The organism is Sorangium aterium (genome assembly GCF_028368935.1).
Lineage (GTDB): Bacteria > Myxococcota_A > Polyangia > Polyangiales > Polyangiaceae > Sorangium > Sorangium atrum.
In genome coordinates this window covers 3,424,228-3,444,205 of record NZ_JAQNDK010000001.1, presented here as the reverse complement: position 1 = coordinate 3,444,205, position 19,978 = coordinate 3,424,228, and the positions used below count along the sequence as shown (strand labels likewise).

16 protein-coding genes are annotated in these 19,978 nt (G+C 73.2%); 7 read left to right on the top strand and 9 right to left on the bottom strand.

The annotated features are described in order from the left end of the window. Nucleotides 1–9: 9 nt before the first annotated feature. A complete protein-coding gene (locus tag POL72_RS12755; protein ID WP_272095441.1) occupies nucleotides 10–1,356 on the bottom strand; it encodes a serine/threonine-protein kinase in 1,347 nt (448 codons plus the stop codon). Between the two features lie 223 nt (nucleotides 1,357–1,579). Between POL72_RS12755 and POL72_RS12750 the strand changes: the two genes are divergently transcribed. Then, nucleotides 1,580–2,689 carry a hypothetical protein gene (locus tag POL72_RS12750; protein ID WP_272095440.1) on the top strand — a complete coding sequence of 370 codons (1,110 nt, stop codon included), beginning with the start codon at nucleotides 1,580–1,582 and terminating at the stop codon, nucleotides 2,687–2,689. Further along, the gene (locus POL72_RS12745; protein ID WP_272095439.1) at nucleotides 2,686–4,380 is read left to right on the top strand and encodes a hypothetical protein; all 1,695 of its coding nucleotides are present in this window, start codon (nucleotides 2,686–2,688) and stop codon (nucleotides 4,378–4,380) included. Before POL72_RS12750 ends, POL72_RS12745 begins: the two co-directional genes overlap by 4 nt. 18 nt (nucleotides 4,381–4,398) lie before the next feature. On the opposite strand, the gene POL72_RS12740 is transcribed toward POL72_RS12745, so the two are convergent. Genes POL72_RS12740 through POL72_RS12730 form a run of 3 tightly spaced genes read right to left on the bottom strand, consistent with a single transcriptional unit; the run spans nucleotide 4,399 to nucleotide 7,799 of the window. Beyond that, complete coding sequence (locus POL72_RS12740) at nucleotides 4,399–5,967, bottom strand: DUF8614 domain-containing protein (protein WP_272095438.1); 1,569 nt, start codon at nucleotides 5,965–5,967, stop codon at nucleotides 4,399–4,401. A 36-nt stretch (nucleotides 5,968–6,003) separates the two neighbouring features. After that, nucleotides 6,004–6,939 carry an SDR family oxidoreductase gene (locus POL72_RS12735; RefSeq protein ID WP_272095437.1) on the bottom strand — a complete coding sequence of 312 codons (936 nt, stop codon included), beginning with the start codon at nucleotides 6,937–6,939 and terminating at the stop codon, nucleotides 6,004–6,006. After that, nucleotides 6,936–7,799: a lysophospholipid acyltransferase family protein gene (locus POL72_RS12730; protein WP_272095436.1), complete on the bottom strand. Its 864-nt coding sequence runs from the start codon at nucleotides 7,797–7,799 to the stop codon at nucleotides 6,936–6,938. The genes POL72_RS12735 and POL72_RS12730 overlap by 4 nt, the downstream gene beginning before the upstream one ends. Before the next feature lie 377 nt (nucleotides 7,800–8,176). Between POL72_RS12730 and POL72_RS12725 the strand changes: the two genes are divergently transcribed. Continuing rightward, on the top strand, nucleotides 8,177–8,647 hold the full coding sequence (locus tag POL72_RS12725) for a GNAT family N-acetyltransferase (RefSeq protein ID WP_272095435.1): 471 nt from the start codon (nucleotides 8,177–8,179) through the stop codon (nucleotides 8,645–8,647). Here POL72_RS12725 and POL72_RS12720 read toward each other — a convergent pair. The 3 genes from POL72_RS12720 to POL72_RS12710 all read right to left on the bottom strand — a co-directional run bounded on the left by POL72_RS12720 (nucleotide 8,614) and on the right by POL72_RS12710 (nucleotide 13,283). After that, entirely contained in the window at nucleotides 8,614–8,934 is a 321-nt protein-coding gene (locus tag POL72_RS12720) for a hypothetical protein (protein ID WP_272095434.1), read from the bottom strand. The two genes, POL72_RS12725 and POL72_RS12720, sit on opposite strands and share 34 nt — an antisense overlap. Before the next feature lie 380 nt (nucleotides 8,935–9,314). Then, on the bottom strand, nucleotides 9,315–11,153 hold the full coding sequence (locus POL72_RS12715) for a serine/threonine-protein kinase (protein ID WP_272095433.1): 1,839 nt from the start codon (nucleotides 11,151–11,153) through the stop codon (nucleotides 9,315–9,317). 237 nt (nucleotides 11,154–11,390) lie between these two features. Then, nucleotides 11,391–13,283 (bottom strand): radical SAM protein, encoded by a 1,893-nt coding sequence (locus tag POL72_RS12710; protein ID WP_272095431.1) that lies wholly within the window; start codon nucleotides 13,281–13,283, stop codon nucleotides 11,391–11,393. Between the two features lie 154 nt (nucleotides 13,284–13,437). Between POL72_RS12710 and POL72_RS12705 the strand changes: the two genes are divergently transcribed. The 4 genes from POL72_RS12705 (at nucleotide 13,438) to radC (ending at nucleotide 17,747) form a co-directional block, all read left to right on the top strand. Beyond that, nucleotides 13,438–15,651, top strand: a complete 2,214-nt coding sequence (locus POL72_RS12705; protein ID WP_272095938.1) for a HEAT repeat domain-containing protein — start codon at nucleotides 13,438–13,440, stop codon at nucleotides 15,649–15,651. Then, nucleotides 15,648–16,028: an exodeoxyribonuclease VII small subunit gene (xseB, locus tag POL72_RS51655; RefSeq protein WP_373372170.1), complete on the top strand. Its 381-nt coding sequence runs from the start codon at nucleotides 15,648–15,650 to the stop codon at nucleotides 16,026–16,028. The genes POL72_RS12705 and xseB overlap by 4 nt, the downstream gene beginning before the upstream one ends. A 16-nt stretch (nucleotides 16,029–16,044) precedes the next feature. Next, nucleotides 16,045–16,773 carry a competence/damage-inducible protein A gene (locus tag POL72_RS12695; protein ID WP_272095430.1) on the top strand — a complete coding sequence of 243 codons (729 nt, stop codon included), beginning with the start codon at nucleotides 16,045–16,047 and terminating at the stop codon, nucleotides 16,771–16,773. Between the two features lie 194 nt (nucleotides 16,774–16,967). Beyond that, nucleotides 16,968–17,747, top strand: coding sequence for a RadC family protein (gene radC / locus POL72_RS12690; RefSeq protein ID WP_272095429.1), 780 nt, complete (start codon nucleotides 16,968–16,970; stop codon nucleotides 17,745–17,747). On the opposite strand, the gene POL72_RS12685 is transcribed toward radC, so the two are convergent. After that, nucleotides 17,744–18,940, bottom strand: coding sequence for a tetratricopeptide repeat protein (locus POL72_RS12685; protein WP_272095428.1), 1,197 nt, complete (start codon nucleotides 18,938–18,940; stop codon nucleotides 17,744–17,746). The genes radC and POL72_RS12685 overlap by 4 nt on opposite strands. Nucleotides 18,941–19,013: 73 nt before the next feature. Next, nucleotides 19,014–19,751: a hypothetical protein gene (locus POL72_RS12680; RefSeq protein WP_272095427.1), complete on the bottom strand. Its 738-nt coding sequence runs from the start codon at nucleotides 19,749–19,751 to the stop codon at nucleotides 19,014–19,016. Between the last annotated feature and the right edge of the window lie 227 nt (nucleotides 19,752–19,978).

Sequence of the window (19,978 nt, the reverse complement as noted above, 5' to 3'; positions counted from 1 at the left end):
CGGCGCGCGCTAGAAGCCGGGCTCGCGGAACTTGGCGCGCCCGGTCTCGCCAGGCGATCGGGAGCGAGGCGGGCTCGCGCTCGCGGCGGGGGTGGAGGACGGCGGCGCCGCGGGCGTGGTGGACGGGGCCGGCTCTGACACGTGCGCGGGCTCCGGGGCGTGCGGCTCGGCGGTGACGACCCCCGGGCGCGGCTCCACCGCGATGGCCGGCGCCGCGGGCACCGCCACGGGCGGCGCGCCGGGGCCCTCCCCAAGGCCGATCCACAGGAGCGTCGCCGCCCCGAGCAGCGCGCCCGAGGCGACGAGCGCCGCCGCGGTGGCGATCGTCCGGGCGCGGCGGCGCGGGTCCAGGCGCGAGGGGGGGCGCCCCCGCGATCTGCCCTCCGCGGCGCGCAGCGCGTCCTTGATCAGCGCCGCGCGACGCGCGGTGCGCGCGGCGAGCGCATTGCGGATGTACCCCGTGACCTCGCCGGGGCGGCTGCCGAGGGCGGCGCTCACCGCCTCCAGCGCGTCCGCGAGCTCGGCCATCGTCGCGAAGCGCTCGGCCGGATCCTTGGCGAGCGCGCGCATCACCGCCGCCTCGAGCGCGGCGGGGTACCCGGGGACGAGGGGGCCCGGCGGATCGACCGGCTCGGGCCGCGCGATGCGCGCCATCGTCGCGAGGTCGTGGCTGGCGGCGAACGGGTGGGTGCCCGTCGTCAGCTGATAGAGCACGATCCCGAGCGCGAAGACGTCGGACCGCCGGTCCAGCTGCTCGCTATAGACCTGCTCGGGCGCCATGAAGAGGATCTTGCCCTTCATGTGCCCGGTGTTGGTCGTCGGGTTGTCCACCTGCGCCATGGCCTTGGCCACGCCGAAATCGGCGATTTTGACCGAGCCGTCCCGCGTGATCAGGATGTTGTGCGGCGAGACGTCCCGGTGAACGAGCCCGATCAGCGCGCCGCCGTCGTCCCGTAGCTCGTGGGCCGCATGGAGCCCCCGCGCCGCCTCGATCGCGATCCTCACCGCGACGGGCAGGGGGAGCGGGCTGCCCTGCTTGCGGGTGCTGCCGCCGAGCAGCGCCACGAGCGCGTCGCCGTCGATCCACTCCATGACGAAGTAGAGCACCCCGCTCTGCTCACCTTGATCCAGGATCGCGCACACATTGGGGTGCTTGATCCGGGCCGCGATGCGCGACTCCGTGAGGAACATGCGCTTGCAGCGCGGATCGCTGGAGAGCGCCGGCAGCATCGTCTTGACTGCCACGATCTTGTCGCCCTCCGCCCCGCCGCGCTCTCGGGCCGCCCACACCGTCCCCATTCCGCCCTGCGCGATGGCGATCAGCAGCTCATAGCGGCCGAGAAGCTGGCCTGGCACGAGATCGACGGGCGCTATCACAGCTCGTACCTGCGACTCCTGTGTCGTCGTGAATCCGACCATGCTGAAGCCCTCACCGACAGTGGGAGAGCGTTCCAGGCGGGTCGTGCAAGAGCGTTCCAGGATCGGACGCCAATCTCAAACAATTTTCCAGTTGTCGAGGATCGATCTGCGTGAGTACGGTTAGACTGCCTCTATCGCTTGGTGATGGAAGGAGGCGTGGGTGAAGCATCGGATCACCATCGGCGGAGTGGTATTCTTCGCCCTGGTCGGCGTCGGTCCGGCTGCGTTCGCCGAGCTTCCCCCGGAGGACGCCGGGCGCGCGCCGCCGGCCGCGGTCGCGAGCGACACTGCGGCTCTCGCCGCGCCCCACAAGCCGAGCGCCGCGGAGCTCGCGTCCGCGCGGCGCCTCTTCGCGCTCGGCCTCGCCGCGGAGGACGGCGGCCGGTGGGCAGAGGCGCTGGAGACGTACGAGCGCATCAGCAAGATCGTCGTGTCCCCGCCTCTCTGGTATCACCTCGGGGTCTGTCATGAAGCGCTCGGCCACGTCGTCGAGGCGCTCAACGCATTTGAGCTCGCCGCGTCCGGCGCGACCGCGCGGAGCGAGCTCGCGCTCGCCAGGGAGTCGCGGGCACGACTAGAGAAGCTTCGCGTGAAGACGTCGCAGATCGTCCTGCAGCTGCCCGAGGACGCGACCGGCGTGCGCGTCGAGATCGATGGTGAGCCGATCCACGCCGCGCTCGTCGGCGCGGCCATCCTCGTGAGCCCCGGGGCGCGGCGGGTCGTGGTGGAGGCCGAGAACTATGCGGCGCGGTTCGAGGCGTCGGTGCAGGCCGAGACGGGCGCGGTCGTCGAGCTGCGGGCCGATCTCGGCCGCAAGCGATCGCCCGCGGTCCTGCTGTCCATCGCGCCCGCGCGCCGGGCGCTGCCCAGCGCGCCCGCGCCCGGCCCGCGCATCTCGCCGGTGGTCGTCGTGGGCACGGCGGCCGCGCTCGCCGCCGGCGCCGTGGTCACGGGCGTCGTGGCGTACGACGTGCGGCACAGCTTCCTGAAGAAGAACGCGAACCCTGCCCCGGGCTCGCTGGGCGAGCGGCAGGCGCTGCACGATCGCGGGCAAGCGCTCGCCGTCACGAGCACGGTGCTCACCGGGGCCGCCCTCATCGCAGGCGGCGTCGCCACGTACCTCTTCTGGCCCTCGTCCTCCTCGCCCGCGGCTCCTCCGGACGCCGCCGGGCGGCGGCTTGCGCCCGCGCCCCGCACCCCCGGCCCGACGGCGCTCTCGCCATGGGTCGGCGCGGACGGCGCCGGGGTCGCCGTGCAGGGAGTGCTGTGAGCGGCGCCCATCGCCCCGGAGCGGGCATCGTCGCGGCGCTCGCCTTCGCCTGCACCGGCCTCGGAGCGTGCGCCTTCATCGCGCCGTTCCCCGACGTGGCGGCGGATCCCGTGCCGGTGGGCGAGGGGGGAGCCGGCGGCGGCGGCGTTGGGGCGGGCGGCGGCAGCGAGGTGCAGGAGATCTGCGTTCCCCGTACCGAGGCGGCCTGCTACGCGGGGCCGCAGGGCACGCAGGGCGTCGGCCTCTGCGTGGGCGGCGTCGCCGCGTGCAATGACGACGGGACGGACGTCGGCGCCTGCGTCGGCCAGGTGCTGCCCACGTTCGAGAGCTGCGCCACGCCCGAGGACGAGAACTGCGACGGGCGAGCGTGCACGGGCGATCCCGTGCACAGCGTCGCGCTCGGCGGGGCCGGCGCTCAGCAGGGCCTGGGCATCGCCGCCTCGGCCGACGCCGTCGTGGTGGTCGGCTCGGCGTCGGGCAGCACCGATCTCGGCGCGGGCCCGTCGGACGAGCTGGGCGCGCTCGCCGAGCCGGACTCTTTCCTCGTCTCGTTCTCCCGCGACGCCTCCACGCGCGAGGGGCGGTTCCGGTTCGGCCGCCGCTTCGCGGACAGCGTCGCCCGGGCGGTCGCGCTCGCGCCGGGGGGCGACGTGGTGCTCGCGGGCAGCGTGGCCGGCGACGTCGATTTCGGCGGCGGCGTGCTCGCGGGCGCCGGCCGCCGCGCCGACGTCGTCGTGGCGCGGTTCGACGCGACCGGGGCGCACCAGTTCAGCCGGCGCTTCGGCGACGAGGCCACGCAACAGGCGGCGGCGGTCGCCGTGGACCAGGCGGGCAACGCCTTCATCACCGGCGAGTTCTCGGGCACGCTCGACTTTGGCGAGGGCCGTCAGGGCGAGCGGTTCACCCTGGAGAGCCACGGCAGGAGCGATGCCTTCCTGGCCAAGCTCGACGCCGCCGGCAACGTCGAATGGGCCAAGCGGCTCGGCGGCAAGGGAGATCAGGCCGGCACGGGCGTCGCCGTCGACGGCGACGGCAACATCATCGTCGTCGGCTGGTTCAGCGGGGAGGTCGATTTCGGGGGCGAGAAGCCGCTCACCACCGAGGCCAAGACCGACCTGTTCATCGCGAAGCTCGACCCCTCGGGCGATCACGTCTGGAGCAAGGCGGCTGACGCGACCAACGCGGCCGAAGCGCTCGGCGTGGCCGTCGATGGAGCGGGCAACATCCTCGTGACCGGCTCGTTCCGGAGAGCGATCTCCTTCGGCGAGTCGCTGCTCACGAGCAATGGAGACAAGGACATCTTCCTCCTCCGGCTGGACGAGAACGGTGTCCTCCAGTGGTGCGAGGACTTCGGCGACGACGCCGATCAGGAGGGCGCCTCCGTCGCGGTCGATCTGGCGGGCAACATCCTCCTCACCGGCTCCTTCCAGGGGAGCCTCGACATCGGCAACGAGGCGGACTCCGCCACGGGCGCCGCCGACGTGTTCGTGGCGAAGCTCGACCCTGCCAGCAACCCGATCTGGCTGCGCTCGTTCGGCGACTCGGGCGAGCAGCGCGGCGCCGCCGTCGCCGTCGATCTCCTCGGCGACAGCTGGGTGACCGGCCGCTTCGACGGCGTCCTCGATCTCGGGGCGGCCACGGCCACGAGCCGGGGCGCCGGCGACGCGTTCCTCGTGCAGATCGGGCCGTGAGCGCCGCTCGCCGGCGGCTCACTCGCCGGCGAGCGGGTAGATCGGCCGGATGTCGATCGGGATCCCCTCGAGGCCGCCGAGCGCCTGCTGCATTGGCTCCGAGACCTCTCCGTACCTGGCGAGGAGCTCGCCGGCGGCCTGCCTGTCGCCGCGGTGCTGCACCATGCAGAGGTCGCGGACGAGGCGGGTGATCGCGGCCTCGAGCTCCGCGGCGTCGACGGTGAAGCGTCGTGTCGCCGGGTCGAAGCGGGCGGCGCGCTCCTCGAGGAACCGGTTGATCTGGAGCGCGGCCCCCTTGCCGTGCGCCTCGGCCACGCCGAAGCGGGTGCTCCTGAAGAGCCCTGCGAAATAGGAGATGAGGAGCTTTTCCCTGAAATCGGCCGCGAAGTGGCCTCGCTGGATCATGAAGAGGACGTTGTAAGCGCCCATCACGTCGGCCTTGGCCTCCTCCAGCGCCGAGTACGTCGGGCCGAGCGCGATCCGCACCTCGACCCGCTCCCCGCTCACGGTCGTGAACGCAGGGCCCAGGCTGTGCGAGAGCTCGTGGAAGAGCGTCTCGTTGAAGAACGCGTCGGAGGACAGGTGATCGAGCTGCGCCGGGTCGAGGATGCGCTCGGCGATGGGGCGCATGATCAGCTCGAACTTCGTCTCGATGACGTTGCGGAGCAGGACCTTCTTGGCCCCCTTCTCGGCGCGGACGCGCTCGTCGTTCGGCAGGTTGAACGCGATCGTCTGGACCGATTTGCGGGCGTCGCCAGCGCTGAACACGAGGTCGACGACCTGGATGGGGCTCTCCCCGCCGCGCGCCGTCTTCACGTCCTCGGGGACAGGCAGGTTGCGCTCCATCTCCGGGAGGAGCTCCTTGTACTTCGAGAGCTTCCGGGAGGCGTCGGGGTCGCTCACCGTGACGAACGACTCGAACGAGGCCTTGAGGCCGAGGAGCTCGTCCTCGTAGGTCTCATAAGGGCCGATGGTCGCCTCGACGCGGCTGTCGAGGTCCATCCAGTCCTTGTCGGATGCATAGTAGTCGTCGGAGCGGAACGCGGCGGCCCGGGACCTCAGGAACCGTCGCAGGCTCTCGCTCGCGGTGAGCGCCGCGGCCTCCTCGAGGAGCGCGCCGGCGGGGCCGAGCCACGCCGCATAAGCCTGGCTGTACGGCACGGCGACGAGCCGGCCCTGGTCCCGGCGGATGAGCGTGAACAGGCTCGTGAAGGCCTCCTTGTCGCCCGGGTGCTGCTCGATCCACGCGTTGAGCTCGTCGGCCGAGAGATCTTCCGGGTAGAAGCCGGCGCCGGGCGGATGGGGCTCGTCGATGGCGAAGGGGCGGTGGTGATCCTGCCTGTCCCATGGGCCGCGCATGATGTCGAAGTAGGCGAGCCTGTCCCGCCCCTCCGGGGTGCCGTCCGCGACGAGCTCCTCGCGGAGCTCCGGGTTCCCGGCGTAGGCCTGCCGATCGAACACGGGATCGAGCTGCCGCGAAGCCTCGATGAGCTTGGCGAGCGCTCTCTTCTCCGGCTCGGGCAGATCGCCGATGTCCGCGGTGAGCCTGGCCGGCGCGAACTGCTTGACCTTTTCGGACAACAACATCGGGACCTCCTTATCTCATGAGAGGTTATCCCCGGCTCAGGAGCGGCTCGCTGGGACCGGGTGGGCGTCGCGGTACTCGCGGATGGCCTGGGCTTCGTCGATGGCGTGCTTGAACCCGGTCGCGGCGCGGAACGCGGCCCCGTCCACGACGACGGGGTACTTGATGTGGGTCAGCGCCGCGCGCGGGAGCTTCGGCAGGCCGAAGCGGCCGAGCGCGTTGCGCAGGACGAACTCGGGGAGGGGCACCGCCACCCGGCCCGCCGCCCGGATGATGAGCGACAGGGGCACAGGCTGCGGGCCAGAGACGTTGTAGACGCCGCGGATGCGCTTCTCGAGGGCGAGGCAGATGGCGGTGACGACGTCCTGCTCGTGCATGAACTGGAACAGCGGGTCGAACCCGAGCACGTACGGGACGTGGGGGCCGCGGAGGAAGCTCGCCAGCGTGCCGTGGCCTGTCGGGCCGAGCGTGTAGCACATGCGGAGAACGGTCGTGCAGAGCTCCGGAGCGCGCCAGAGCGCCGTGCAGGCGTAGAGATCGGCCGCGACGAGGTCGGCGAGCTCGGGGAAGGTGGACACCGCCATCGGAGGATCCTCCTCCGTGTGGTAGAGCGGCGACTCGGGGCCGGCGCCGTAGTAGGTGTGTCGGCCGACGAAGATCACGTGCTCGACCCCGCAGGCGCGGCTGTTGTCGAAGACGACGCGCGTGCCTCCGAGGTTGATCCGATACCGCTCCTCCGTCTGCTCCACGAGGTGCGTCACGGTCGCCATGTGGATGACGGCCTGGGGCCGGGCCTTGCGGAACACGTCCTCGGCGGCGCGCTTCTGCAGATCCACGTTGTGCATCTCGATGCCGGCCGGGGCGGTCGGCCACGGCCGCCGGTCGATGCCGATCACCTCGTGCCCCTCCTCGAGGAGGCGCGTCGCGACCATGCGGCCAAGCTGGCCGGTGATCCCTGGAATGAGGACCCTCATGCGTGCTCCTTCGATGAGGCGGGCCTGGGCGGCGTGGCGCCGCGCCAGTCCAGCGAAAGCTTCCCGCGGCGCCGCTTTCGTCCGGCCTCGATGAGCTCGGCGATCCTCGCCTTCACCTGCTCGACGTGGCCCAGGATCACCTCGTCTTCCTCGGCGCCGGTCCCGGCGAACGTCATCGGCTCGCCGTAGGTGATCTCCAGCTGGACCGGCAGCGGCGCCGGGATGAGGTACGGGGTGATGGGGATGTACGGCACCCCCAGCAGCCGGCCGATCGTGTACGAGTTGGCGATGGTCGGCACCGCCTCGCCGCCGCCGACGAAGCCGAAGGGGATGACGGGCGTCCTCGTCTTCATCGCGAGCCGGACGAACCCGGACCCGAAGTGCACGAGCGAGTTGCGCTCGCTGTAGAGCTTGGCGGTGCCGCGCGCCCCCTCGGGGAACACCATGAGCAGCCGCTCGTCCTCGAGGAGGCGGCTCGCGTGCTCGGGGAGGCCGGTGAACTGCCCTGTGCGGCTCGACCAGAGCGAGGTGAAGGGGAGGCGATTGATGAATTTCTCCGCCATCCCCTCGGCCAGGCGCGGCGGATCCATCTCGAAGAACATCGACGCGACCACCATCGCCCCGTCGATGGCGACTCCCCCGCAGTGATTGCCGACGAGCATCGCCCGACCGCGCGCGGGGACGTTCTCCAGGCCCGTGACGCCCACTGAGAAGTAGTGATGATAGAAGAAGTCCAGGAGGGAGAAGAAGAGACCCAGGTGCTTCTGGGAGATGCCGTAAGGATCGACCCCGAAGCTGTTGAAAGGGATCTCCAGCCGCTGGACGCGCTGGGCAATCGAGTCGCTGACGAGCAGTGTCAAGGGTCACCCTCCGGGAGGCTTCGGCGCCCGGAGGGTATGCGCGATCGGGCGAGGAGCACAACCTCCGCCAACCGGCGCAAGAGGCCGCCGGCGCGGCCGAGCCACGGACCGCGCGCCGCGCGCCGGGCGCGCCCATCGAGGATCGCTCCTTGAAACATAACGCGCCGCGGCGACGCCTTCGCGAGCGGTCGTCGCCGGCCGCGCTCGTCGCTGGATCGAGGCGCCGCGCGTCATGCGCGTTGTGCGTGCGCGTAGTGATTGAGCAGCCGTGCTGCCCGCGCTATGGGGTCGGCCATGTCGATCCGACGCAGCGCTCCCGAGCTCTCCGGCCGCACGGGCCGAGCGCGTCCCTGCGACGCCCGCCGGGAGGTCGCCTCGTGACAGCGCTCGTGATCCGCCGGGCGGCGCCCACCGACGCCGCGCTGATCGCGGCGAACAACCGGGCCATGGCGCTCGAGACGGAGGGCAAGGTGCTGGATGCCGCCACCACCCTCCGCGGCGCCGCCGCGCTGATCGTGGATGAGGCCAAAGGGTTCTATCTGGTGGCTGAGCACGCGTCCGAGATGGCCGGGCAGCTGATGATAACCTATGAATGGAGTGACTGGAGAAACGGTACTTTCTGGTGGATCCAGTCCGTCTATGTGACCCCCGCGCAGCGGCGCAACGGGGTCTTCCGGGCGCTGTATCGGCGAGTCCACGAGATGGCAGCGGACGCGGGGGACGTATGCGGCATTCGCCTGTACGTGGAGACCGCGAACGCGCGAGCGCAGTCGACGTATGTCGCGCTCGGAATGCGGCGTTCGCACTACGAGCTCTACGAGCTCGATTTGACCTTGGGCTCGTCCTGAGCCGTCCGGCTCTCCTGGTTCGAATCAGGGGGGACGACCGCGGCCATCGACGGCCAGGAGCCCTTGACGAGGGCTCGCATCGCGGCCGTCTTCAGCGCCACCTCCCCAGGATCGAGGAAGACGCCGAGGGCCTGGCGGATGTGCGGGAGCGAGCGGATGAGATCGGCTGGCGTCATCGCTTCGGGCGGCGACACGTCGCACCGCTCGCAGGCCTCCTGGATGATCCTTCTGGCGAACGCGGGTGCGAGGCCACAGCACTCGACGACCTGCTCGAAAAGCGAGCGCATGAGCTGGTTCCCCCCGGGGTAACGTCCGACGTGCGGCGCGTCTTTCACTTGGGCGAGCACATACCGCCCCACGACAAGAATAGCCTACCTCCCCTATCGCGCTCGTGAGGCGACCACTGACGTTCTGCTGTCTTCCGTGAGCATGTAGGCCACGCTGCGGCGCGTTCAATGTGCGATAGCGCGACCCGACGTCGCGCTATCGGCGCCGAGGTCGCGGGTGCTCGCGGTCGTCGGGGTATTGGACGTGTCTCCATGGTCGGAGTGTTGGACGAGGTGGCGAAAAGGATCATGGCTCGGCCCGGGGGCCGCGCTGGGGCCATGCGCAGGTACCGTCTCGGGCTATCTCCGCAGTGACGTCGTGCGTCACAGCCCTGTGCGCGTCACAGGCCTGATGGCTTGAAGGGCGTCCGGGAGGTCGTCCGTGGAGCGCTCCGCTTCGGCTCTGGCGCCTTTGGCGGGGTCTTCGGCGCCGCGCTTCGAGCGGTCGATGAGCGGGTGGCCGGCTTCGCCGTCGGGGCCGTGGATCCGCTGGTCGTGCGCGTGTCGGGCCGGCTCGTCCTGGGCTTGACGGCCGTGGGCGGGGTCGCTCTGGAGCTCGGCCGCGGAGCGGGGCTCGTCGCACGGTTGGCGGTGGGAGCAGGGACCTGTGCGGGCCTCCCCGCGGAGCCCGGGGCGGAGCTCTGGGCGGCTCTGCCCGGAATCACGCCCTGAGCGGAGCTGTCGGGAACAGCGCCCTGAGCGGAGCCGCCGGGGACCGGGGATCCGGCCGGTTCGCCGGGATGCCCGGGCGCGATCGCCTGGAGCGGCCCGCTGGCCGCCGCGGCCGCGGGGAAGAAGGACGAGATCCGGGAGACAGAGGCGCTCTCCGCCGTGAAGGGAGCGGCGGGCTCGCGCTGGCCGACGGCGAGAAAGGCGCCTGCCCCGAGCGTGAGCGCGACCGCGCAGGCGCTGGCGAGCACGCGGCGACGCACGATGTGGTGCCGGCCGCGGGAGACGGCCTCGGAGACGACGGCGCCCAGCCCCGGCGCGCTGCCCTCGACGCCCGAGTTGTCCGGCGCCGCCTCGGCGCTCCGCTGGCTCAGGGGCAGACGATCGCTCGACGGAGCGCGCTGGCTCAGGGGCAGACGATCGCTCGACGGAGCGCGCTGGCTCAGGGGCAGACGATCGCTCGACGGAGCGCGCTGGCTCAGGGGCAGACGATCGCTCAACGGAGAGCGCTGGCTCAGCGGCGATCGCGCCGACCTGGGCGCCGACGCGGGACCGCTCCGCGCGCTGACCGGCCCGGCGAGGCCCTCCGGCGGCCCGCGCAAACCGACCTCCTTGATGAGCGCCTCCACCGCTCGGGGCGACGACACGGCGAGGCCCGGCGTCTGCGTGGCCGCGTCTTCCAGCGCCTCGGCGAACGCCGCGGCGGTCGGGAAGCGGTCGTCGGGGTCGGTGCGCAGCGCGCGCAGGCAGATCTGGTCGAGCGCGGTCGGCACCGACGGGACCACCCCGCGCGGACCCGTGGGCGCGCCCTCGAGGATCTGCGCGAGCAGCGCGCCGTCGTTGTCGGCCTTGAACAGGCGCTCCTCCGTGAGCATCTCCCAGAGCACCACGCCGGCCGAGTACACGTCGCTGCGACGATCGACGTTCGCGGCCCGGATCTGCTCGGGCGCCATGTAGGCGAGCTTGCCCTTGAGCGCGTTGCCCCGCGTCGACACGAGCCTCGTCTCGGCGCGGGCCACGCCGAAGTCGGTGATGCGCGCGATGCCGTCGACGCCGACGAGCACGTTCTGCGGCGAGACGTCGCGGTGCACGAGGTGGAGCGGCTCGCCCTCGCTCCCCGTGAGCTCGTGCGCGGCGTGGAGACCCGCGAGCACGTCGAGGAAGATGCGGAGCGCGATCCCGAGCGGGACGGGCCGCTTCGCCCGCGCGCACGTGCGGAGCAGGTTGTGCAGCGACGGCCCCTCGATGTACTCCATGACGAGGAACAGCGGGTCCTCGACGAGATCGAACGTCGCGACGACGTTGGGGTGGCGGACCCGCGCCGCGAGGCGCGCCTCGTCGAGGAACATCGCGACGAACTCGGGCTCCGCCGCGATGTGCGGGTGCATCATCTTCAGGGCGACGAGGCGCTCGAACCCGCCGGCGCCCACGGCACGCCCGAGATACACCGTCGCCATGCCGCCTGACGCGATGGCGCGCAAGCTCTCATAGCGGCCCGCGTGCAAGGTCACGTGACCAGACTACACCATGCGTGGTGCGTTCTCCACGACTCCCGCGCCGCTCGCGCGAGCGCGTGCTCCTCCCACACGGCCCACACGGCCGCGAGGAGAACCGGATTCTGTGTCGATGTGAGGCGCCCTGCGACTGGTCGCCGGGCCCAGAGGCGCCGAGCCCAGGGGCTCACGTGACCTGTCCGTCGGCGATCCGGGGCTGTGGTGCCGCGCGCGGCGTGGGAGGAGGAGGCGCGATCAGCTCACGATCGGCAGCCGCCGGGCCGCCCGCCGTGTGCGCGCGCCGCCCTGCTCGCGCTCGCGCAACGCAAGGTCGTGCTCGATGATCGTTAGGGGGTTGTCGTAGGCCGGTAAAGGAAGATCCTGATTCTTCGCATAGACAGGGTGCCTACCGTGCTTCTTGTACCACTCGGCCACGGTGGCGTTGGCCTTCATCTTCTCGAGGATGTTCCGCCATCCAGCCCCGGTGTTGTACGCACAAAAGCTGATCTCGCCGAGCTGCGTTCCGTACGGAATGATGCACATCTCGGTGCGGCGGAAGTCGTAATTGAACAGATCCTGGAACCACATGCCCGCGACGAAAAGGACCCGCCACTCGTACTCGCGGGCGTCGCCCTCGCCGGCGTGCGCGGCGCCCGTCTGGCTCATGAACTGCTTCAAGAGCGTCGCGAGGTGGAAGCCGGGCGGCGCCTTGTCCGGTTGGTAATGGCGCAGCAGCGCCGCGACGACCTGCGCCTTCGTGATGGCGCGGCCGCGCCCCGCGTCGAAGATCGCGCGAAGGTCGGAGAGCAGCCCTTCGACATTGATGAAGTCGAGCAGCGGGACCATCTGCTTCGTCTTCTTGTGGACGAACAGCACGGTCCCGATCCCGCAGTTCGGGTGGCAGCCGCAGTTGATTTGCCCCCAGTCCTTGTCGGGGCCGTCGAGGAGGTCGGTCACGTTGCCGAAGGGGCTGAGCGCCGACAGGGGGAACCAGTCGCGCAACGGGTCGGTCACGCCGGTCTGCCGGGCGATGTCGTGCGCGAGGTGGCTCAGCGTATAGCGCTGCTTCTCGCGCAGCTCGTCGGAGATGTCCTCGTCGCGGCCGGTGAAGCTGACCGGCTGGAAGCTGACGACCGTGATCTTGTCGGCGTTCTGGACCGCAAAGTCGATGATGGGCCCCACCTGATCGTTGTTGACCCCGTTGACGATCGTCACGACCAGGATGACGTCGATCCCGGCGGCCGAGAGCTCCTCGATCGCCCGCAGCTTCACGTCGTAGAGGTTCCCGATCTTCCGGTGGCCGTTCGCGTCGTTCGTGACCCCGTCGAACTGCAGGTACGCCATCCGGAGGCCCGCTTCCTTGGCCTTCCTGGCGAAGCCCGGCTCGTCCGCGAAGCGGATCCCGTTCGTCGCGCACTGCACCGCGAAGTACCCCTTCTCGCGCGCGTACCGGATCGCGTCGAGGAAGTGCGGGCTCAGCGTCGGCTCGCCGCCGGAGAACTGGATCGACATCTGGCGGCGCGGGCGCACCGCCGCCGCGTCGTCCAGGATCCGCGTGATCTCCTCCCAGGAGAGCTCATGCACGTAGCCGACCTGATTGGCATCCATGAAGCACGGGTCGCACATCATGTTGCAGCGGTTCGTCAGGTCGACCGTGAGCACCGCGCCGCGGCCGTAACGGATGGTGCTCGAGCCGTGGTCGTGGATCCTGTCCTTCGTCATCTCGACGTCGCGGCCGCCGAAGAGGCGCTCGATCCGCGCCAGGAACGCCGGGTCGATCGAGATCGTGTCCGAGAAGAAGCCGTGCTTCGGGCACGTCTTCTCCATGACCACGCGCCCTTCGCGCGCGACGATGCTGGCGCGGATCTCACCGGGGTTGTCCGTGATGAGCCTGGTCCAGTCCGCCCTGCCACTCAGGATCTCGGCGCGCGCCTCCTTGACGCAGCGCGGGCACAGGCTGTCCGTCTCGCGAGGCCAGCCGAGCGGGGGCGCCGTGCGCTCGCCGCCCCTCGGGATCGGCTTGTCGCTCCACTTCGGGTGAAACGGCCTGGGCTCGCCGCCGAGGCGGCTCAGTCGCCGCAAGACCGGCCACGCCTTGTCGGCGGAGACCGTGATGGCCTTTTCCAGTGTCCGTACCAGGTCGATCAAGCGTCACCTCTCTCACAGCCGCATTATCGCGGCTGCACGGTAGGTCGACCTAGCGCGTGCTTCCATCAAATTCCAGGCTGTCACGCGGCGCTGACACGGCCTGGCCTGGGGCGTGACAGCGGGCCGTCGATCGCGGGATAGTGCGGTGCAGCGAATGCGATTCCTCCCTGGAACCCCCCGCGCCCTGGGCCTCGCCGCGGCGCTCGCGGCCACCGCGATGGCGGGCTCGGCAGCGGCTCAGCCGGTCGCGCGGACCGCCCGGGCGCCGCAGGCCGCGGACGAAGGCGGCAAGGCGCCCGCGGGGGCCGAGGCCGGCGCGACGCCGCTGCGCGGCAGCCTCGGCGTGCCCGTCGGCGAGCGGCTGCTCTCGTCGAGCGACCCGGCAGCGCGGCTCCGCGGCATCGAGCGGCTCGGGGCGATCGGCACCGAGGAGGCGGTGAGCGCGCTGCTCGCCGCGCTGGAGCAGCACGGCGCCCCGGGGGCGCGCGATCCCAGGGCGCGCCTCGCGGCGGTGCGGGCGCTCGCGCCGCACGCGCAGCGCGACAGCGTGCGCCAGCTCCTGGCGCGCGAGCTCTCGGAGAGCGCGCCCGCGCGCGGCGCCGCCTCGCCGCTCGGCGAGGTGCTGCGCGGCACCGCCGCCCTCGCGCTCGCGCGCACCGGCGAGCGGCGCGCGCTCGGCGTGCTCGTGAACGCGATCGTGCAGGGCGGGGCCGCGGGCGAGGCCGCCGCCCGCGCGCTCAAGGCGCACCCGCCCGCGTCGCTCCAGCTCCTGCTCGGCAGCCGCAAGCGGATCGAGCCGGCGCTCGCGAGCTTCCTCGGCGATCTCGGCGATCTCCGGGCGATCGCGGCGCTCCGGCCGATGCTCGAGGGCGGCGACAGGGCGGCGCAGGTGGCCGCCGCGCGCGCCCTCGCGCGCCTCGGCGACGAGGCGGCGCTGGCGAAGGCCCGCGCGTGGCTCCGGAAGCCAGAGCCGGGGCTCTTCGAGCCGACCGCGGAGATCCTCGTCTACCTCGGCGCGCCGGAGGCGCCGGACGCCGTGGCCGCGCTGCTCGGATCCGAGCTCGGGCGGATGGAGGGGCTCAGGCTGGCCGAGCTCGCGCCGGCGGAGCGGCTCGTGCCGGCGCTCGCGCGCTCTCTCCCGCTGCTCCCCGACGACGCGCGGCCCCGCGCGGTCGCGGCGATCGGCCGCGCGGGCGGCACGGAGGCGGCGCGGCAGCTGCGCCGGCTCCCGAGCGAGCGCCCCGAGCTCGCGACGGCGGCCGCGTTCGCGCTGGCGACGATGCCGGGGGCCGAGGCGCGGGCCGCGGTCGCGGAGCTCTTCGACGGCCCGCGCGCGGCGAAGGACGCGGACCTCCGCAGGCTCGGCCTGCGCGCCGGGGTGGTCCGCGGGCTCGCGCTGCGCGACGCGCCCGAGGCGCTCGAGAAGCGGCTGCTCGCCGCGCTCGCCGCGCCGAAGGGGTCGAGCGATCGCGCCGTCGGGGTGTTCGGCGCCGTGGCGCTCGGCCTCCGCGACGCGGTCGATGTCGTCGGCGCCTGCTCCCCGTCCTCCTGCGATCGCGCGGCGGTCCACGCGGCGGCGCGCGGCGCGCTCGCCCGGGGCGAGCGCGCCCTCGCCGCCCTCGCGCCGCTCTTCGCGGCGCTCGCCGCGTCGCCGCCCGGCGCCGCGAGCGCCGCGCAGAGCGGCGACGCGGCGCCCGACGCGGCGGCGATCTCCGCCGGCGTCGCGCTGCTCGCGGAGCCCGGGGGCGGGGCGATCGCGACCTCGCGGCTCGCCGCGCTCGCAGAGGCGGGCGGACCGCTGTCGCCGCTCGCCGCCCGCGCGCTCGCGGCCCGCGACGACGAGGTGGTCCGCGGCAGGATCGAGCGGCTGCTCGAGGGGAGCGATCCCGTCGTGCGCGCGCACGTCGCGCTCGGCCTCGGGAGCGACCCCATGCCCGACAGCGTCTCCCTTCTCGCCCGCGCGTACCGCTTCGAGGACGACCCCGCGGTGCGCCGCGCGATCGTCCGCGGCCTGTCCCGGCGCGCCGAGGTGCAGCGCAGGCGCGTCCTCGTCGCGGCGCGGGATCTCGATCCTGACGAAGGGGTGCGCGCGCTCGCGCGGGCCGCCCTCTCCGGCGTCGACGCGCGGGCGCTCGATCGGCCGCGCTCCGCGCTGGCGACGGGCGTCGTGTGGGTGGCCATCGTCCCGAACGACCGGAGCGCGTCCATGAGCGCCTCCTCGCGCCCGGCACGGCTCGTCCGGCCGGATGGGCTGGCGGTCCCCGTCGTGGCCGATCCCGACGGCGTGCTCCTCGTGCCGGCGGTGCCGCCCGGCGCGAGCGCCGTCCTGCTTGCGCCGGCCGCACCCCCGGGGGACCCTGGCTCATGACGACGATGAGCAACGCGACGGACGAGGGCGACGCGGGCGTGGAATCACGCGCCGAATCACGCGTCGAATCGAGCGCGGAGCCCCGCGCCGCCGGGGCGCCGGCGAAGGCCGAGGCCGACCGCGCTCCGCGGAGCGGCGGCGCGGCCGCGGGCGCCGACGCGATGTCGTTCGAGGAGTCGACGCGCCGCCTCGCGAAGATCGTCGCGGAGCTCGAGGGCGGCGACCTGCCGCTCGAGCGCGCGCTCTCGCTCTTCGAGGAGGGCATCCGCCTCTCGCGCTCGGCGCAGGAGCGCCTCGATCGCGCGGAGAAGCGCGTCGAGGAGCTGCTCGGGATGGACGCCGACGGGCGCCCGGTGACGCGCGAGTTCGAGAGCTGAGCGGAAGAAGGGTGACATGAGGACCGCAGCGGCGCTGATCATCGGCAACGAGCTGCTCAGCGGGAAGATCGCTGACGAGAACCTGGTCGTGCTCGCGGGCACCCTGCGCGCGCTCGGCGTCAGGCTGGAGCGGGCGGTCATGGTGCTCGACGAGCTCGAGGTGATCGCCGCCGAGGTGCGCGCGCTCGCGGCGTCGCACGACTGGGTCTTCACGAGCGGCGGCGTGGGCCCGACGCACGACGACCTGACGATCGCGGGCGTCGCGCGCGCGTTCGGCGTGCCGGTGGTCAGCGCGCCCAACATCGAGAGCCTCCTGCGCGATTACTATGGTGATCGGCTCACCGAGGGGCACCTGCTCATGGCCCGCATCCCGGAGGGCGCGCGGCTCGTGACCGGCGGCAGCGCCGCGTGGCCCGGCGTGGTGATGCGCAACGTGTGGATGCTGCCCGGCGTGCCGCAGATCTTCCGGGCGAAGCAGGCGCTCATCCAGGCGGAGCTCTCCGGCGGGGCGCCGTTCGTCTCGCTCGCGGTGTTCACGACGCTCGACGAGGGGCAGCTCAAGCCGATGCTCGACCGCGTGGTCGAGGCCCACCGCGACGTCGACATCGGCTCCTACCCGAGGTGGTCCGGCATCGAGTACCGCACGAAGCTCACGTTCGACGGCCTCGTCGAGGCGAGGGTGCGCGCGGCGCGCGACGCGTTCGCCGAGAGCCTCCCCGCCGAGACGATCGTCCGCGTCGAGTGACGCGCGCGCGGCGTCGTTCGCGCTCCGGGCGAGGGCGCGACGGCGCGAGGGCCTGGCGGCCGCCGAGGGCCTGGCGGCCGTCGAGGGCCTGGCGGCCGCCACCCTCCGCCGCCGCTCCGCCGCCTCGCCGGCGCGCGCGTCCCCGCGGCGCCCCGGGCCGGCAGGCGGGCCCGCAGCGTGCTTGTCGCTCGCGCATGAGCCCGTGGAAGCGCGCCGCCTTGCTCCCTGATCACCTCCCCGAGACGTGCACCGACGACCCCGCGGCGCTGGCCGCCTTCGTCGGCCCGCGAGAGCGAGCGCTCGAGGAGGGGATCTGGTCGCTCGGCGACGCCGACCTGCTCGCGATCGTGCTGGGCACAGGGCTGGTCGGCACCCCCGTGACGCTCGTCTCCGCCGCGCTCCTCTCGCGCTTCGCGGGGCTGGAGGGGCTCGCGCGGCTCGGCCCGCACGCGCTCGCCGAGCACCCCGGCCTCGGGCTCGCGAAGGCGCTCCGGATCGCCGCGTCGCTCGAGCTCGGGCGGCGCGCCTTCGAGCGCGCCGTGCGCCCGCGGCCTCCGGTGCGCACCTCGGCCTCGATCGCGGCGTGGTGCGCGGCGCAGCTCGGCCCGCTCGATCACGAGCAGATGTGGGTGATCTCGCTCGACGGACGCAACGGGATGAGGGGAGCGCGCAGGGTCGCGCAGGGCGGGCTCCACGGGTGCTCCGTCACGGCGAGGGACATCCTCCGCGCCGCGCTCTCGGACGCGGCCTCGGCGCTCGTTCTGGTGCACAACCACCCGAGCGGCGACTCGGCGCCGTCGCCCGAGGACGTGGCCATGACCAACGCGGTCGCCGCCGCCGGCGAGGTGATCGGCGTGCCGCTCGTCGACCACGTCATCCTCGCGCCGGACGGGCACTACTCCTCGCTGCTCGATCTCGGGATGATCGCGCCCGGCGACGCGCCCCGCGCCGCCGCACCGCCGAGCCGAGGCTAGGCGCGCTGGCCGACCAGGAGGCCGTGCCGCTCGCCGCCGGGCGCCCCTCCGGTGCCTGGCACGCTCGCGAACCGCAGCGTCGCGCCGCCCCAGTCGACCGAGGGGCTCCCCTTCAGCAGCGAGGTATAGAGCGCGCTCGCCTGCGTCATCGGGCAGCCGATCGCCTCGCGCACGAGCGTGAGCGACGCGCCCGTCGCGTAGCTCACCGGCGCCTGCCTGCCGTCCTCGCCGATCACCGTGACCTTGAAGACGTCGTCCTCGGCGCGCGCGGCGCGGTCCGGATCGGTCAGCGCGAGGTGCAGCGCCTCGATCGCGCCGCTCCCGGGGCCATTGTTCGGGGAGTCGAGGGTCACGTGGAGCTCGAGGAGCGGCGCCGTGTAGCGGACGATCTGCCGCGCCGCCGCTCCCTCCGCCGTCGCGGGCGCCGCGCGCGCCTCGCGGCGCCTGAGCTGCGCCTCCATGACGAGCGCCGACCGCGCGAGCTCCCGCTCCGTCTTGCCGAGCAGCCGGCGCGCGCGCATCTCGGCGAGCGCGCGCTGCAGCACCTCGCGGTTCCTCGCCGCCTGCTCGTGGCTCCGCTCGCGCGCGAGCAGCGCCTCGAGCTCGCCCAGCGCTCGCTCATGCTCCCCGATCGACGCGAGCGCGTCCGCGAGCGTGAGCCGGGCGTCGGGGAACGAGGGCGCGCGCCTCACCGCCTCGCGGTAGGCCGCGATGGCCGGCGCGATCTCCCGCCGCGCCTCGTGCGCGAGCCCGAGCGCGAAGGCCGCCCGCGCGTCCTCCGGCGCCGCCTCGCACGCGCGCGCGAGCCAGCGCGCCGCCTCGTCGTAGAGGCGCAGATCGTAGAGCACGACCCCGAGCTCGCGCAGCGCCCGCGGATCGGGCGGCTCGATCGCCGCGCCCCGCCGGAGCTCCGCGGCCGCCTCGTCCAGCCGGCCGAGGCGGACCAGGGCGCGGGCGTAGGCGAGGCGCGCCTCGATCTGCTCCTCTCCGCCGGTTTTCACCCCGCGCGCGAGCGCCCTCGCCGCGTCCGCCCAGCGCTCCTCCGCCGCGTACGCGGCGCCGAGCGCGAGCCACGCCCCCGCGTCGTCCGGCGCGCCCGCGACGTGCGCCTCGAGCCCGGCGATCCCGCCCGCCATGTCCCCGCGGCTCAGCAGATCGAGCGCGCGCGCTCGCTGCGCTCCGGACGACGTCATGGCGGCAGCGTACGCCGGCGCGGCGGCGCGGGTCGAGCGCCCGAGCGGGCCGGGCCTCGCCGCGCCTTCGGCGTCAGTAGCCCTGCGGGAGATCGCCCGCCAGGCACGAGACGGTGTTCGGCGCCCCGCGCGACGACCACTTGGCGCCGGTCGGCGCCCCGCCGGCGAAGCGCACGCCCTCGTGTGGATCCCACGACGGCGTCTCGCCCGGGCGCAGCGAATGCGTCCCGCTCTGGTAGAACGCGATGATGTACGTGTGCCCCGCGACGCGGCAGCCGAGCCGCCTCGCGAGCGCCTGTGCGAAGGACCGGCCGGTGTGCCCGAACGCGCTGCAGCAGCGGAGCCACACGAGGGCGTCCGGCCCCGCGAGCTCGGCCCTCAGGGCGTCGAGCGCCTCATCGAGCGGCGAGCCGGGCCGGAGCGCGGCCTCGTCGAGCCGCGTCCCGCCCATGCGCATGTACCCCCAGCCGCCGTGCCCCCAGGCCTGCAGCGACGCGATCTTCCGGCCGCGCTCCCGCGCCGCGCGCGCCGCCCAGCCGAGCGCCTCGGCCCAGCTCGCGGCGGACTGCCACGCGTCGGCCGCGCCCGTCATGCGGTGCAGGAGCGCACCGGCGCGCCAGATCGGCGTGAGCCCGATCGTCGCGCCCACGGCCTCGCCCAGGACCTCGAGATCCCCGGTCTCGGCGGAACCGGCGGCGTCGGCCGCTGCTGGGCGCGCGCGCGCCGCCGCGTCATCGCGCCGCCTCGCGCCGTTCGCCCGCCGCGCGCTACCCCACCCGACGTCGGTGTTATCGAAGAGGATGAGCCGCATACAACCCCCATTCTACGCGCTCTGAATGTACCGCCGCTCGCAACCGCGGCCACGCGGTCGATTCCCCACCCGCCCCCCGAGCGTCTCCCGACGCCGCACGCCGCACGCGCCGCACGCGCCGTACGCCAGCGGCCACGCCCCGGGCGCGGTGAGGGCGCGATGGACGGGAGGAGGTCGTCCGTCGACGTCCTCCACCGCCTGGTTCGTGGTGGGCGCAATCGGTAGTG

Excerpts from the sequence above, each read along its gene's own strand:
- POL72_RS12740 (WP_272095438.1), bottom strand. The coding sequence starts at position 5,967 with ATGTTGTTGTCCGAAAAGGTCAAGCAGTTCGCGCCGGCCAGGCTCACC.
- POL72_RS12735 (WP_272095437.1), bottom strand. The coding sequence starts at position 6,939 with ATGAGGGTCCTCATTCCAGGGATCACCGGCCAGCTTGGCCGCATGGTC.
- POL72_RS12720 (WP_272095434.1), bottom strand. The coding sequence starts at position 8,934 with ATGCGCTCGCTTTTCGAGCAGGTCGTCGAGTGCTGTGGCCTCGCACCC.
- POL72_RS12705 (WP_272095938.1), top strand. The coding sequence starts at position 13,438 with ATGCGATTCCTCCCTGGAACCCCCCGCGCCCTGGGCCTCGCCGCGGCG.
- xseB (WP_373372170.1), top strand. The coding sequence starts at position 15,648 with ATGACGACGATGAGCAACGCGACGGACGAGGGCGACGCGGGCGTGGAA.
- POL72_RS12695 (WP_272095430.1), top strand. The coding sequence starts at position 16,045 with ATGAGGACCGCAGCGGCGCTGATCATCGGCAACGAGCTGCTCAGCGGG.
- radC (WP_272095429.1), top strand. The coding sequence starts at position 16,968 with ATGAGCCCGTGGAAGCGCGCCGCCTTGCTCCCTGATCACCTCCCCGAG.
- POL72_RS12685 (WP_272095428.1), bottom strand. The coding sequence starts at position 18,940 with ATGACGTCGTCCGGAGCGCAGCGAGCGCGCGCGCTCGATCTGCTGAGC.
- POL72_RS12680 (WP_272095427.1), bottom strand. The coding sequence starts at position 19,751 with ATGCGGCTCATCCTCTTCGATAACACCGACGTCGGGTGGGGTAGCGCG.